The organism is Pseudomonas sp. E102 (assembly GCF_052660185.1).
On record NZ_CP084025.1, the window covers coordinates 4,142,512 to 4,157,148 of the forward strand.

Below are 14,637 nucleotides of genomic sequence, written 5' to 3' on the forward strand. Positions count from 1 at the left end.
GTCCGGCTCCTTAACGCAGATTGATGGTGGTGTTCACACCGTCATTGACGCTGTCGTCATCGAACCAACGCGCGGTAACGGTCTTGGTCTGAGTGTAGAACTGCACCACCTGTTTGCCGTAAGGGCCAAGGTCGCCAAGCTTCGAACCACGGGAACCGGTGAAGCTGAAGAACGGTACCGGCACCGGGATCGGAATGTTGATGCCCACTTGGCCAACGTCGATTTCGCTCAGGAACTTGCGCGCCGCCGCTCCGCTCTGGGTGAACAGGCCGGTGCCGTTGCCGAATGGGTTGGCGTTGACCAGGGCAATGGCCTGATCCAGGGTGTCGACTTCCAGCACCACCAGCACCGGGCCGAAGATTTCTTCGGTGTAGATGCGCATGTCGGTGGTCACGCCGGAAAACAGGGTCGGGCCGACAAAGTTACCTTCCTCGAAACCCGGCACGCTGATTTCCCGTCCGTCGAGCTCCAGCTTCGCGCCTTCCTTCACGCCGCTTTCGATCAATTCAAGGATCCGCGCCTTGGCTCGCTTGGAAATCACCGGGCCGACATCAGTGCCCGGCTCGCTGCCTGCGTTGACCTTGAGCTTCTGCGCCAGCGCCTTCAGCTCCGGCAACCATTGCTTGGCCGCGCCCACCATCACCACGACGGAGGTGGCCATGCAACGCTGGCCCGCCGCGCCGAAACCGGCGCCGACCAGGGCGTTGAGGGTTTGCTCGCGATTGGCATCGGGCAACACCACCGCATGGTTCTTCGCGCCCATCATCGATTGCACGCGCTTGCCATGGCGGCCCGCCAAGTCATAGACGTGGGTGCCTACCGCTGTGGAGCCGACGAAGGAAACGGCCTTGATGTCCTTGTGGGTACAAAGCGCATCCACCACGTCCTTGCCGCCGTGCACCACATTGAGAACGCCCGCCGGTACGCCGGCCTCGATGGCCAGTTCCACCAGCAGCATGGTCGACAACGGATCCTGTTCGGACGGCTTGAGCACGAAAGTATTGCCGCAGGCGATGGCCATCGGGAACATCCACAACGGGATCATCGCCGGAAAGTTGAACGGCGTGATTCCCGCGCATACCCCGATCGGCTGGCGCAGTGTGTAGGTGTCCACGCCCCCGGCGACGTTCTCGGCGAACTCGCCCATCTGCAGGGTGCCGATGGAACAAGCGTGCTCGACCACTTCAAGGCCACGGAAAATATCGCCTTCGGCATCCGCGATGGTCTTGCCTTGTTCGGCGCTCAGCACCGCGGCGATGCGCTTGGAATGCTCGCGAATCAGGGCCTGGAGCTTGAGCATGATGCGCATCCGCGCACCGATGGGCGTCAGTTTCCAGGTCTGGAAGGCACGCTGGGCAGCGGCGATGGCTGCATCGACTTCCGAGGCCGTGGCAAACGGGACCTTCGCCAGCACCTGTTGGGTAGCCGGGTTGACGATGTCGTGCCATTCGTTGGATCGGGATTCAACCCACTCGCCATCGATCAACAGTTTGACGGTATGCAGGGCAGTGTCGCTGGGCGTGAGGGAAACGTTCATGCTGGCCTCCGGGATTGTTCTTATATAGAGAGCGCTGGTTCAGCTAAGACCAAGACGCACGAGCAGCTTGGTGATGAGACGGTTTATGGAGTATAGATGTGCAAACTTCTAATAAGAACGCACATAAAAACCGGTCCATCATGCAAAAAAACATCACCTCCCTCGGTTCGCTGAACTGGGACGACCTCAAGTTTTTCCTCGAAGTGGCCCGTACCCGCAAGGCCAGCACAGCCGCCAAGCGCCTGGCGGTCGACTACACCACCGTGTCGCGACGCATCAGCTCGCTGGAAGCTTCATTGGGTACGCTGCTGTTCGAAAAATCCCGGACCAACGGTTTTGTCCTGACGGCCGAAGGCCAGCGGTTGCTGGGCTACGCCGAATCGATCGAAAGCACGCTGCACATGGCTTGCGAACAGGTGTCTGGCTCCGGCGTCGCGCTGTCCGGCCATGTGCGCATGGGTTGCACCGAAGGCTTCGGCAGCTTTTTCATCACGCCGCAATTGAGCCACTTCGTCGATGCGTACCCGGCGATTTCAGTGGACATCCTGCCGCTGCCGCACTTCATCAGCCTCTCCAAGCGCGAAGCCGACATTGTCATCGCCCTCGAGCGCCCTGAACATGGCCCGTATGTCTGCTGCAAGCTGTGTGATTACCGGCTGCAGCTCTACGCAACCCAGCACTACCTGGACAACCATCCGCCCATCCACCATCCGGCGGATCTGGGCAAGCATTCGTTCATCAGTTATGTCGACGACCTGGCATTCAGCTCCGAGCTGCTGTACCTGGCCAATGTCTTGCCCGGCGCGCACGCACATCTGCGCAGCACCAGCGTGATCGCGCAGTTCGTCGCTGCGCAGCAAGGTCGGTCGCTGGCAATCCTGCCGTGCTTCCTCGCGGCCCAGGACTCACGCCTGTTGCCGGTGCTGCCAGACGAAATCACCGTTACGCGGCAGTTCTGGATGTACTGCCGGGAGGACTTGAGGAAGCTCAAGCGGATTACGTTGTTGTGGGACTACATCAGGGATGTGACTGAGCAGAACCGGCCATTGCTGATGGGCAACAGCCGGGAGATGGTTTTTGCCGACTAATCGGCGATGACCACGATGGCAACGCGGCGGTTTTCGGTGCGGCCGCTGGCGGTGTCATTGGACGCGACGGGCTGGCTGCTGCCGAGGCCGCGCGACTGGACGTTCCCTTCGCGCATGCCCACGCCGATCAATACTTTACCGACGCTGTCGGCCCGACGTATCGACAGTTGTTCGTTATAGGCTTGGGAGCCTGATGCGTCGGTGTGACCATCGATGCGAACTCGCTCGATACCCGCGCCCAGCAGCGCCTTGCCAATGCGCTCGACAATTTCGGTGCTGGCTGGATTGAGAGTTTCCACATCGCTGCCAAACAGCACTTTGCCTGAGAGGCCGAAGGCCCAGCCCTCCTCCGTCAACTTGAAACCCTGCTCCTTGAGGACGGCGATTTGCGCTGGGGTCAGGCCCTTTTGCGGGGCGGTCTGACACCCAGCGAGGGTAAATACGGTGATCAATAAAAATGCTGCGAACCGCAGCAGAGAAAAACGAGCATTCGAAAGCATGCATTCAGCTCCTGGTTTGAAGTTCCGCGACCGGGTGCTCCGCACCCGCCGTGTGTTGACCGCCTCGGGCGAGGCGTTTGGCCTGGTACATCGCCGCATCGGCGGCGCTGAGCAGCGCACCGGGCGTTGCCCCATGCTCGGGGTAAACGGCAATGCCGATACTGAGGGAGGTCAACACCGAGGCGTTACCTGGCAACTGGATCGGCATTTCCATGCTGGCGATGATTTTTTCGGCGATTCGCTCGGCATCCTCGATCTTGTGCAACGGCGTCAGCAGCACCGCGAATTCGTCGCCGCCCAGGCGTGCCACAAGGTCATCTTCTCGTAACTGAGCCCGCACCCGGGTCGCGACGGCAGTCAACACCGCGTCGCCGGCGGCGTGGCCGAAGTTGTCATTGATGCCTTTGAAGCGATCGCTGTCCAGATACAGGACGGCCACTTGCTCGTCGAGCTTGCTGGCATTGCGCAAGGCGCGGATCAATCGACCTTCGAAAAACGCCCGGTTCGGCAACCCGGTCAGGCTGTCGTGGCTGGCCTGGTGAGCCAAGGTCTCGTTTTCACTTTGCAGGTGGGTCTGCCAGGACTCGAGCTCAGCGAGCAATCCATTGAAGTCATTTCCCAGGTTATCCAGCTCGGCGATGTCGGCCGGCGGAACCCTTCGGTCCAGGGCTCGCTCGCAGCGTGCGGCGTGGGCGACCTCAGCCAAGCTGCGCAACGGTCCAGTGATCGCCCGCAACTGACGTCGCGCCAGATACAGCGCGACCCAGGCACTGACCGCCGTACACACGATGATTCCCGCCAGGCCGCTGAGCAGAAAACGCAACAGACTGCCGCCATGCCCCGCCAGCAGGATCCTGCCGATATTTTGCCCTTGGTGGACGATGGGAAGGCTGATGGGTTTTTCCAGGAACGCCTTGGCGATGTGCATCTCCAGCTCTGAAAGAAGTCCGGTCTCCGGCCGCTGCCAGCGCGCTAACAAGCGGCCCTGCTCATTGAATACCTGCGCATCGGCCACCTCTTCGGTGGTGGCGATCAAGGCCAGCGCTTCGGTGGCGGCGGCCTCGTCATCGAACACCACTGCCGCTTCCACGGTGTAGTTGATCGAACGGGCGATGAGGTGCAGGTTGTGATCGGCGTAGACACGCAAGGCAAGCACGCCCAGCAATGTAAGGGAAACACTGGCCATGGCGATCGCCACCAGCGCGACGATCAAATGACCGCGACCGATGACCGACCCCAACGTGGGACGAATTCGTGGTTTTGACGAACTCATGGGGCGGCAGGCCTGCGGCGTGATAGTTGGAGGACACTGGGATGGATGCGCACGCCACTACGGGCGACCGAGTCGAGATTGACCTCGAACGACACTTGCTCATCACCGACCCGCAGGCAAAACAGACTGCCCACGGTGCATTCATCCCCGCCCTCGCTGATGCTCAACACAGGTTGGCCAATCAGCGAAGCAAACAGACGGGAGCGTTCAGCAGTGCTCAGATTGCCGATATAGACGGCGTTGCAGTCAGCGGTGATGCTCGGATAATCAGCCAGCACACGCTGCACGGTCACGGGGCGACCGGTCGCCTGGGTGGTGCCTTTGACGAGGTCATCGGTATATTGGGTGGGGCCGACGATACACAGTTGCAGTTGCGTTGGCTCGACCGGCCACCGCGCATAACTGAGAATGCCTAATACAACCTGGGTGACCGCCTCGGCTCGCTGGTCGGCTCGAGTAACAGCCGGCGGGTCCTGGGCAATGACCGCAGGCGACAGCAGCCACAAAAGAAAGGCAAGCAAATAATGCCTGCAATCCTTGCTGCGCACCGCCTCCCGTCCCACCGCCGTCATGAATGATCTCTTGTTGTAGATAAGAGCCGGAACGATAGCACAGTGTCAAAAAGCCAGCGAGACAGTGTCCTACAAAGAGCTCCGACAAAAAACAGGCATTAGCGCAAGCAACGCACTGGCACACCAAAACCGATCATTGCGTCACCTTACTCCCATTCCAACATCAAGCCGCTCAAGCGCTTGACCTTGCGTTGCACCGCCTCTTCGAAAATTCCCGCGCGTGGCTCTATCAGACTGAACCATTGTTTGGCCCGGGTGATAGCGGTGTACACCAATTCCTTGGTCAGTACAGGATTCAGTGCATCCGGAAGGATCAACGCCGTGTGAGTGAACTCCGAGCCTTGGGATTTATGCACGGTCATGGCGTATACGGTTTCCACATCGTTCAATCGGCTGGGCAGCACAAAACGCACGCCACCTCGGCCGTCGTTACGAGGAAATGCAACCCGCAGCACCTGTTTTCCGGCATCCGGTCCGTCACGCTCAGGCAACCTGAGGGCAATGCCGATATCGCCATTCATCAATCCCAACCCGTAATCATTGCGCGTCATCAATACCGGACGCCCCTCATACCAAAGCTGGTCATTGTCGATCAGCCGCGCCTTGAGCAGCGCGGCAGTGATCCGTTGGTTCAACCCTTCGACACCCCACGGGCCTCTGCGCACCGCGCAAAGCAACTGGAATTCGTCAAACGCCGACAAGACCTCCCGAGCCCAATCATTCCAGCAATCGTCTTCCAGCGGACGGGAGGCCGCCGGACGCCGTTGCCGCAAGACGCTCAGATAATGCCGATATCCCTGCGGCCCGGAGGCTTGGCCATCCAGCAGCAAACGTTCCAGCGCAGTATCGTGTTCGCCTTTCAACGCCAACGTGGACAGATCGGGGTATTGGCCCTTGCGCAATAGGTTCCGCGCCTGCTCCGGCTGTTGTCCATTGACCAGGCGGGCCAACTGGCCAATCCCACTGCCCTCGCCGAAACGCCGGGAATGCCTGAGCATGACCACTTGCTGGGCGAGGGGGTGAGTACCTTCGTGGTCCTGCTTCAGGTCATTGGTCATCAGGTTTTCGCCGCTGACGGATTCGAGCCACGCCAGAGTCTGTGGGCTATACCAACCCTCTTCGGCATCGCGGCACAAATCGCCAAGCACCGCGCCGGCTTCGACCGAAGCCAACTGGTCCTTGTCCCCCAGCAATACCAAACGCGCATGGGACGGCAGCGCATCCAACAGATTGGCCATCATCTCCAGATCAATCATCGAAGCCTCATCGATGACCAGCACATCCAGTGGCAGGCGATTGCCTGCATGATGACGAAAATGACGGGTACCGGGACGACTGCCCAGCAGGCGATGGACCGTAGTGACTTCGCAGGGAATGCGTTCACGCACGGCATCGGTGACGTCCAGCGTGCGAACCTGTTGGCTGATGGACTCGGTCAGGCGTGCCGCCGCCTTGCCGGTGGGCGCGGCCAGACGAATGCGCAGCGGCTTACCTGCTTCGACAGCGGGTGCCTGCAACAAGGCGAGCAGACGCACGACCGTGGTGGTCTTGCCGGTGCCGGGGCCGCCCGTGACGATACTGAACGCGCTTCGGGTCGCGAGCGCGCAGGCCAGTTTCTGCCAGTCGACCGGCCCCGTCGCGCTGGCCGGACCAAACAGCCCGGCCAGGCGCTCATCCAAGTCATCAGGCACCGCTCCGTGGTCGGCCAGCCGTTGACGCAACGCATCGTCGATTCGTCGCTCGTAGCCCCAGTAGCGACGCAGATAAAGACGTTTTCCGGCGAGTACCAGCGGCCGTTGTCGTGCCTGCTCACGCTCGTCGCCTGCCAGGGCGACCAGCGGGCTGGAAGCCAGTACTTTGCACCAGTCGGCACCATCGAGTGTCTGCAAAACCTGCGACGGCAATAGCATCACGCCGGGCTGCAGGTCTCCCTCCGGTGGCAAGGACAACGCAAAATCCGGCTCCTTGAGTGTTTCGAACAGATCCAGGCAGACATGCCCGTGCCCCAATTGATGGCTGGCAAGGGCCGCGGCAAGCAGCACCAGCGGGTCGTCTTCTGGGCACAGTTCATGGAGGAAAGCTACGAATGCCCTGTCCAAGGCTCGCAGCCAACCGCGCTCCACCCAGCGAGTCAGCAACAGCAACAGGTCGTCCACGTCGCTCAAGGGCGCCAAATCCACCAGGCTCTCGTCGTCGGAATTCTTGGGAAGCAGGTCCGCAAAAGAACGACTCATAACAGTTCTCCCTGCACCCAAGCCGGCTCCGCCTTGGGCTCGGGCATTCCTTGGAACAGGCGATCCAGTTGCTCTATCAAGGCGCGCGCAGGCTTGGTGAAGTAGACACCCTGGCTGGCAGCGCGTGTGCCACGAAGGAATATATACAGCGCGCCGCCAACATGCTTGTCGTAGTCATAGTGGGGCAAGCGCGCCTTGAGCTGGCGGTGCAAGGCCAACAGGTACAGCACGTATTGCAAGTCGTAGCGGTTATCCAGGATCGATTGCTCCATGGCCTGCATGGTGTAGGCGGCGTCGTCCAATCCCAGCCAGTTGGACTTGTAATCGGCCACATAATATCGACCGTCGTGCTCGAAGGTCAGGTCTATGAAACCCTTGAACATGCCATTGAGCAATACCGGTTCCGCAGCGACACGAGCCACGCCGTCATGGGTGAATCGGCAAACCAGATCATCGAGCTTGAGCACATCGACCTTGTGGCTGGCGAACCAGAATTCCATTTCCACTTGGAACCGGGTCAAGTCTTCCAGCACCACCGGCGCTTGGCCGCCGCCAATACACAGAGGCGTTTTGATCAGGTGCAACAACCAGTCGCCAAGGGTTTTGATCCAGCCATTCCAACCCCGGCGGTTGCAGCGTCGGGCAATGGCATCCTCAATGATGGCTGGCGCCGTCGGGAATCCTTCGCCGGCAGCCCACTCCAGGAGCCCATGCAGGAAGGTACCGGGGTTGGGGCCACGGGGAAAACGGTGGATGTCACCGCCCGCAGCCGCAACTTCCCGCGGGGCGTCTGGGTCGAGTCGCTCATCATCGAACAGTTTCTGGGCTTGGGGATTTTCCGGTGCGGTGTCACCGCCCACGTTGAGGCTGTCGCCGAAACGCAACGCACTGTAGGAAGCAATCCACCAGTTCTCGCTGGCTTTGCGCAACGGAATCAAGGGTTCAAGCAATACCGCGTCGTTGCGTGCGGGTCGGTAGTGCTCGTCGCTGGGCTGGGGCATATCCAGGCAGCTCACCGCCTGGCTGCCTTGCCGCAGGTCTTCCAACCAACGTCTGAGCTCTACCGACTCGTTCAACGGCGCACCACCACCCAACAGATAGCCCAGGGCAGACAAATGTAGAATCGAGCGGTTATTACTGCCGCGCTTGAGATCGGCGACACCCAGCCAGCAGGCGTGCTGGGCACGGGTAAGTGCCACGTACAAAAGACGCAGGTCCTCTGCCAGACGCTCGTCATCGGCCTTGGCGATCAATTCCGGGGTCGGGGCGAGACTGATCTGCGCCAGGCCGCGCTCATCGTGGTAATGCAGCGGAAGTCGACTGCCATCCACCGGCTTCGTCGAGCATATGAACGGGAGGAACACCAGGGGGTATTCGAGTCCCTTGGACTTATGGATCGTCACTACCTTGACCAACTGCTCGTCGCTTTCGAGGCGAAGGATCTGCTCTTCTCCCGCCTGCCCGGTCATGGCCAGATGCTCGGCCAGGTAACGAATCATGGCTTGCTCGCCATCCAGCTCGACGGCGGCCTGCTGCAACAACTCACAAAGGTGCAGCAGGTTGGTCAGCACCCGCTCGCCGTCATCACGTGCCATCAGGGACTGAGGCAATTTGAAGTCGTGCAACAAGCGCCTCAGCATCGGCAGCACACCTTGCGCGCGCCAGACCATCCGATAGCCCCGGAACTGCATCACACGGCTTTCCCACGCCAACTCATCCTGGTTCAGGCGCTCAAGCTCTGTGAGCGGCAGGTTCAACGTAGTGCTGGCCAGGGCTGTGCGCAGCAGTCGCTCCACATCCGGCTCGGCACATGCCTTGAGCCAGGTCAGCAAATCCCTTGCTTCCTGGGAAGCAAATACCGAGTCCTTGTCTGATAGATAGACACTGCGCACGCCTCGTGCGGACAACTCGCCGCGCACGGCCTGCGCTTCCTTGCCATCGCGCACGAGAATGGCGATGTCGGCCGGCAGAAGACCACGAAGCATTTCCCCATCATGGAAAAAGCCATCGCGCCCCGACTGGCCGCCGTTGAGCAGCGCAGTGATTTCGCTGGCGCAGGCTGCGGCCATCTGCTGCCGATACACCGCTCCGGAAACTGGCTGGTCAGAGACCAGGTGCCAAACATTCAGGGCAGCGACAGTCTGCCCCGAAACCCGCAAGCTCTCTTTGCGCCCTTGGGACTCGACGGGCAGGAACGGCACGGGATTCTCACCCGATGGCTCGCGGAACAGGAAAGCCCCTCGCCCCTGCTGACGCGCCTCGGCATGTTGGAAAACCTGATTCACCGCGCCGACCATGGCATGGCTGGAGCGGAAGTTTGTCCCCAGCGTATGCAACCGGCCAGCGGTGGCTTCCCTGGCGCGCAGGTAGGTATAGATATCGGCGCCGCGAAACGCATAAATGGCCTGCTTCGGATCACCGATCAGGAACAGCCCGCTTTGCGGATTGTTGTCTTCAATGCAATAGATGCTTTCGAAGATTCGGTACTGGATCGGATCGGTGTCCTGGAATTCATCGATCAGCGCCACTGGGAACTGCTCGCGAATCAGGCTAGCCAGCCGCTCCCCGCCTTCAGCCTGCAACGCCGCGTCCAGGCGCAGCAGCATGTCGTCGAAACCCATTTCAGCCCGGCGCCGTTTCTCCGCTTCGAAGCGTGTCCCGACCCATTGCGCGGCATGCTGCAACACCGCCGCGTCCGGGGTGGGCAGGGCGTCCAGGCTGGCCTTGAGGCCCGACATCGCATCCAGCCCGGGATGACTGGGCACATCGCCTTTCCAGGCCTCGGCCATGCCCTCGGGCGTCAGCCGTGTGAAGCCGGTGCCAATGTCCAGCAGCTCGAGACTTTCGTCCTCGACCCAGGCCGTGATCTTCTGGAACCAGGGTTCGAAATAGCGAGCCTGCATCTTGCGTCCGTCGACGCTTTTATTGGCAACGCCCTGCTGGCAGATTTCCAACAACTCCACGGCCCATTGTCGCCAAGGAGCCTTGAGGTCGAGCAATGCCGCGCTGCGTTCCTGAAGGGATGCGACGATCAGCTCGGCCGGCTCGATCCCCTGCGCCTCACCTCGAGAACTGGAAAACAAACCCCTTACCCGGGGCAGCAGGGCGGCAGGCCCGCCCCAGTGAGCCCGCACCCAGTGCAGCGCTTCACCTTGCATCGAATAGCAGAACAGCCGCCAGTAGTCGCGCAGCACCTCTGCGAGCAACTCGCTGTGATCGGTTTCCAGGGTTTGCGTAAACAGGCTGCCACTGTCGAAGGCATGCTCGCGAAGCATTCGCTGACACCAGCTATGGATAGTCGAAACGGCCGCTTCGTCCATCCATTGCGCGGCTATATCGAGCCGGTTCGCGCAGGCTGCCCATTGCCCTTCCCCGAACTCATCACGCAACGAGGCAATCAACGAGTCCGGGGCGGGAATCTCATCGCGAAAAAAACGCGCCGCTTCCGCCAGGCGCGTACGGATACGCTCCCGCAGTTCCTTGGTCGCGGCATCGGTGAAGGTCACTACCAGAATCTGCGGAGGAAGCAGCTCGCGTTCAAACCGCGTCTGCGGGTCGCCATGCCCTAACACCAGGCGCAAATACAACGCCGAAATGGTAAAGGTTTTCCCGGTACCGGCACTGGCCTCGATCAATTGACTGCCACGTAGCGGGAAGGCCAGGGCCAAGGGAGTTTTCCGGCTCATGGATGTACGTCCTCGCTCACCAGTGAGCGCCAAGGCGCTTCGAGTAGCGGCCGATAAAGCGCATCACACCAGTCGGGAAATGTTTCGTCAGCGACCAGCGCATTGAAGTCGGGGTATTGCCGTGCCAGCGCAGGGCTTTCCCGGCGCTCCCCCTCAAACGTCAGCCCGTCACCTTCGTAGGCTTTGCGAGCCGCCGCCAGGGCTTTCTCCGGGTCGCTTTGGTCGAGCCAGGCGAACGCGGTCTTCACCGCGATTGGCAAGGGTTGGCGCATACCAGCCCGCCAGGCTTGCAGCAGGTCGCCAAGCACCTGGCGCGCTACGGTTTCGTCAAAAGGGGCGAGCAGCAAGCTGTCATCACTGGCGACCAACGCCGTAGTCATCGAAAGCCCACTGGCGCAGGCTACAAGATGGTTGACCCAGACCCGTATCAGTCGATGCCATTTGCGGGTCTTGGTAGATCCGATGCTGTTGGGGATAGCGGTAATGGCGAGGACCGAGCCATCGCCTCGCTGATGCAGGCCGCTAAGCCATCCTTCTACGCTGACATCGTGTATACGAAGGCTGACGGGGACGGCGCTGGTCAGTGGAGTGGGCCATGAAGACAGGAGCTGCTGGTAGCGCTGGAGCAGGTCAGGCAACGGCTCGATCAACTCGCGCTGCAGGCTTTCACCGAAACCCGCCATGGGCAGCAGGCCACTGTTCTGTAACCGCTTGGCATGCGCCGCCAACGCCAGGTCCGATTGGTCGAGGCGAACAAGGGCGGCCTCGAGCAAGCTGTCGCTCAAGCTGTAGCGCTGCAGGGCATCGAGAACGAAAGGTTCGTCATCGGCCAGGGGGGCTTCGAAAGTCTCGAAGAACACCTTGAGTCGCTGGCTGAAGAAATGACGAACAGGATTGCGCAGAAAATCCTGCAACTGAGCGATCCCCAATGGCTCTTCCTGGGCATAGGGCTCCAACATTGCAGGCAGCGCGCTGTGTTCTTGGGCCTCGTGAAGCGAACGCCATTCACCGGCATAGCTGAACAGCCCGTCACCCTGATAAAAGTACCGGGCGCTGAACGGCTGCAAAGGATGCTCCTGAGTCAACGCCTCGAGTAGACCCTCATCACCATTTGCCAACCGCCACCCACTGGCAAGATGATCACGCAACTGGCCGATCAAGACCGATGCCGGCCGATCGCTGTTGTCACGAATACTGCGACCGACCCAACTGATGTAGAGCTTTTCCCGGGCAGAAAGCAGCGCTTCCAACAGTAGGTACCGATCGTCCTCGCGCCGGGAACGATCGCCTGGGCGGTAATCGCTGCCCATGAGATCGAAATCCAGCGGTGGCTGAGCTCGTGGATAGTCGCCGTCATTCATTCCCAGCAAACAAACCAGCTTGAAGGGTATCGCTCGCATCGGCATCAACGTACAAAAGTTGACCGCTCCGGCGAGGAAACGTTGGGACAACTTCCCCTGATCCAGTCCGGTCAGCCAGGCTTCCCTGACAACCGTCAAAGGAAGCTCATCCTCCAGCCCGACCGAATCGCAGGTTTCCAGCCAGGTTTCACGCAGGTCCTCGAGTTGGGCCAGCAGATAATCGTCGTGCTCGTTGCTTGCCAGGAAGAACAATTGCATCAAGTTATGCAAACGCGCCCCCCATTCCTTGGGAGAGGTTGGCTGGCTCAGCTCCCGGTGAGCGACTTCCAGCGCATCCAGCAAAGCCACCAGCGGACCGATCAAAGCCGCATCGAGGCCACCGATTTCGTCATAGGGCTCGATGCCCTCGTAAGCCTCTGAATCGCCAACCGCATACCCCAGCAACATGCGACGCAGGCCGAAACGCCAGCTGTTCTGCTCAAGCTCTGCGGGCAAACCCAAACTGGCGCGATGCCGGGCATTCATCCCCCAGCGAATGCCTGCTCCCTCAATCCAGCGGTGCAGTATCGGCAAGTCGGCCTCATTGATGCCAAACCGCTCGCGCAACGCTGGCACGTCCAGCAGATCGAGAATCTCGCTGACCGGAAACCGACTATCCGGGAGCCTGAGCAAATGCTCGACGGCGATGAGCAAAGGGTCACGGCCACGCTGGCCCTGATCTGTCAGGGTGAAGGGGATGAAACGAGGGTCACCCCGATCAAGCTGGCCAAACACGGCGCGGATATGCGGCGCATAACTGTCGATATCCGGGACCATGACGATGATATCCCGGGGACGCAGGGACGAATCCTTGCTGAAGTGCGCAAGCAATTGATCATGAAGGATCTCAACTTCACGCTGGGCACTGTGGGCCACATGGAAACGGATCGACTCGTCTTGTTGCGTATCGACTGAAGGCCAGTGTTGCCGGGTTTCATCCAAGGGGCGCAATTCCAGGATATCGTCCTGCAGCTGACTAAGGAGGGTCGTGGGATTACCGTCGCTGAACAGATCGATACGCCCTTCGCGAAATACCGAGCGATAGGTGTTTGGATCATCGTAGCTGTCGAGAAGGTTGATGTAGTCGCGCCCTTGCTTTCCCCAGGCAGCCAACAGCGGATGTGCATGCTGATGCAAAGTCTGCGAATCCAGGACATTTGGCATGCCGCTTTTTCGTGCCTGCCGTTTGTATTGGTGACGAAGCAGGTCCTTGTCGGCGACGATGTCCGCCCAATGGTAACGACAGGGGTTGTGAACACACAGTAAAACCTGGCTGAACCGTGAAAGACCGGCCAGGGCCTCAAGCGCTTGGGCTGGCAGTGAAGAAATACCGAACACGATTACGCGAGCCGGTAGGCCTTCGGGAGCGGCTTCAAGATGATTGATGCGCTCAAGATAGCGCTGGTGAACGCCGGCACGGCTTTGAGCCATGCCCTCTTCACCCACATCCAACAGCAGCGCTCGCCACAGCTCCGCTTGCCAGCAATTTGCCGGCGCGAGCGGCTTTGTTTCACCACGCACGCTCCTTGTCTGGTGCCGTCCCTGCGCCCAATCTTCAAGCCAGTCGGCTCGGTACACCTGATACTGGTCGAAAAGATCAGCCAGACGCTCGGACAATTGGTAGCGCTTACGTAAATCAGTGTCGTCAGACAGGAAACGTCGCAACGGTTCGAAATGACGCTGTTCAATTAGCTGCGGCAGGAGACGCATCAGCCTCCATGTGAGCGGCGCCTTATCCAGTAAGGATTTAGCCGGAATTTCATCACGGCCAAGCACCATTCGATAGAGCTGCCACATGAAACTGCCGGGCAGCTGCACCTCGATGGCAGCCGCAATTCCGCAGCCGCCACTGTCATCGTCTTCAGGATCTTCAGCCAGTGCCAGCTTCAGCCATTGGGCGATGCCGTTGCTTTGAACGAGGGCGATTTCATTTTCAAGCGGGCCTAGCGGATAGCGTCGCATCAGGCTGATAACCAGGCTGCGCAACTCATCAAGGCGATTCCCATGAACCACCATGAAAGCAGGGCTGAGGGACGTCGCGTCCGGCATAAAGGCATCCTAGAAAAGTGCAAAAGCTAGGGCAGAACCTTAGCACTGTCGGTGGGCTGTGGCAGCCGGGAGCTGTCCGCGCTTATCGTAAGAACTTTCCTGCGGGCAAAACAAAACCCCTACCTGCATCAGCAGATAGGGGTTTCGGAATTTAATCTTGACGATGACCTACTCTCACATGGGGAAACCCCACACTACCATCGGCGATGCATCGTTTCACTTCTGAGTTCGGGATGGGATCAGGTGGTTCCAATGCTCTATGGTCGTCAAGAAATTCGGTAGCCAGCGCGTGCCTTGC

At 60.1% G+C, this 14,637-nt stretch carries 8 protein-coding genes and 1 rRNA gene; 1 reads left to right on the forward strand and 8 read right to left on the reverse strand.

Annotated features, from left to right (window positions below; all coding sequences use genetic code 11):
* Positions 1-10: 10 nt before the first annotated feature.
* Entirely contained in the window at positions 11-1,537 is a 1,527-nt protein-coding gene (locus tag DOCECA_RS18920; RefSeq protein ID WP_445570927.1) for a CoA-acylating methylmalonate-semialdehyde dehydrogenase, read from the reverse strand.
* 140 nt (positions 1,538-1,677) lie between these two features.
* Between DOCECA_RS18920 and DOCECA_RS18925 the strand changes: the two genes are divergently transcribed.
* A complete protein-coding gene (locus DOCECA_RS18925) occupies positions 1,678-2,625 on the forward strand; it encodes a LysR family transcriptional regulator (protein ID WP_434564152.1) in 948 nt (315 codons plus the stop codon).
* On the opposite strand, the gene DOCECA_RS18930 is transcribed toward DOCECA_RS18925, so the two are convergent.
* The 7 genes from DOCECA_RS18930 to rrf form a co-directional block, all read right to left on the reverse strand.
* Positions 2,622-3,125, reverse strand: coding sequence for an OmpA family protein (locus DOCECA_RS18930; RefSeq protein WP_445570928.1), 504 nt, complete (start codon positions 3,123-3,125; stop codon positions 2,622-2,624). The genes DOCECA_RS18925 and DOCECA_RS18930 overlap by 4 nt on opposite strands.
* A 4-nt stretch (positions 3,126-3,129) precedes the next feature.
* A complete protein-coding gene (locus tag DOCECA_RS18935) occupies positions 3,130-4,398 on the reverse strand; it encodes a diguanylate cyclase domain-containing protein (protein ID WP_420765645.1) in 1,269 nt (422 codons plus the stop codon).
* On the reverse strand, positions 4,395-4,970 hold the full coding sequence (locus DOCECA_RS18940) for a YfiR family protein (RefSeq protein WP_434560807.1): 576 nt from the start codon (positions 4,968-4,970) through the stop codon (positions 4,395-4,397). Before DOCECA_RS18940 ends, DOCECA_RS18935 begins: the two co-directional genes overlap by 4 nt.
* Before the next feature lie 146 nt (positions 4,971-5,116).
* Positions 5,117-7,204, reverse strand: coding sequence for an exodeoxyribonuclease V subunit alpha (recD, locus tag DOCECA_RS18945; protein ID WP_434649031.1), 2,088 nt, complete (start codon positions 7,202-7,204; stop codon positions 5,117-5,119).
* Positions 7,201-10,890: an exodeoxyribonuclease V subunit beta gene (gene recB / locus DOCECA_RS18950; RefSeq protein ID WP_445570929.1), complete on the reverse strand. Its 3,690-nt coding sequence runs from the start codon at positions 10,888-10,890 to the stop codon at positions 7,201-7,203. Before recB ends, recD begins: the two co-directional genes overlap by 4 nt.
* Positions 10,887-14,339: an exodeoxyribonuclease V subunit gamma gene (gene recC, locus DOCECA_RS18955; protein WP_445570930.1), complete on the reverse strand. Its 3,453-nt coding sequence runs from the start codon at positions 14,337-14,339 to the stop codon at positions 10,887-10,889. The genes recB and recC overlap by 4 nt, the downstream gene beginning before the upstream one ends.
* A gap of 155 nt (positions 14,340-14,494) precedes the next feature.
* Positions 14,495-14,610, reverse strand: a 5S ribosomal RNA gene (rrf, locus tag DOCECA_RS18960).
* Between the last annotated feature and the right edge of the window lie 27 nt (positions 14,611-14,637).

What these genes read in the sequence shown, in the direction of transcription:
- DOCECA_RS18920 (WP_445570927.1), bottom strand. Translation starts at nt 1,537, where the DNA reads ATGAACGTTTCCCTCACGCCCAGCGACACTGCCCTGCATACCGTCAAA.
- DOCECA_RS18925 (WP_434564152.1), top strand. Translation starts at nt 1,678, where the DNA reads ATGCAAAAAAACATCACCTCCCTCGGTTCGCTGAACTGGGACGACCTC.
- DOCECA_RS18930 (WP_445570928.1), bottom strand. Translation starts at nt 3,125, where the DNA reads ATGCTTTCGAATGCTCGTTTTTCTCTGCTGCGGTTCGCAGCATTTTTA.
- DOCECA_RS18935 (WP_420765645.1), bottom strand. Translation starts at nt 4,398, where the DNA reads ATGAGTTCGTCAAAACCACGAATTCGTCCCACGTTGGGGTCGGTCATC.
- DOCECA_RS18940 (WP_434560807.1), bottom strand. Translation starts at nt 4,970, where the DNA reads ATGACGGCGGTGGGACGGGAGGCGGTGCGCAGCAAGGATTGCAGGCAT.
- recD (WP_434649031.1), bottom strand. Translation starts at nt 7,204, where the DNA reads ATGAGTCGTTCTTTTGCGGACCTGCTTCCCAAGAATTCCGACGACGAG.
- recB (WP_445570929.1), bottom strand. Translation starts at nt 10,890, where the DNA reads ATGAGCCGGAAAACTCCCTTGGCCCTGGCCTTCCCGCTACGTGGCAGT.
- recC (WP_445570930.1), bottom strand. Translation starts at nt 14,339, where the DNA reads ATGCCGGACGCGACGTCCCTCAGCCCTGCTTTCATGGTGGTTCATGGG.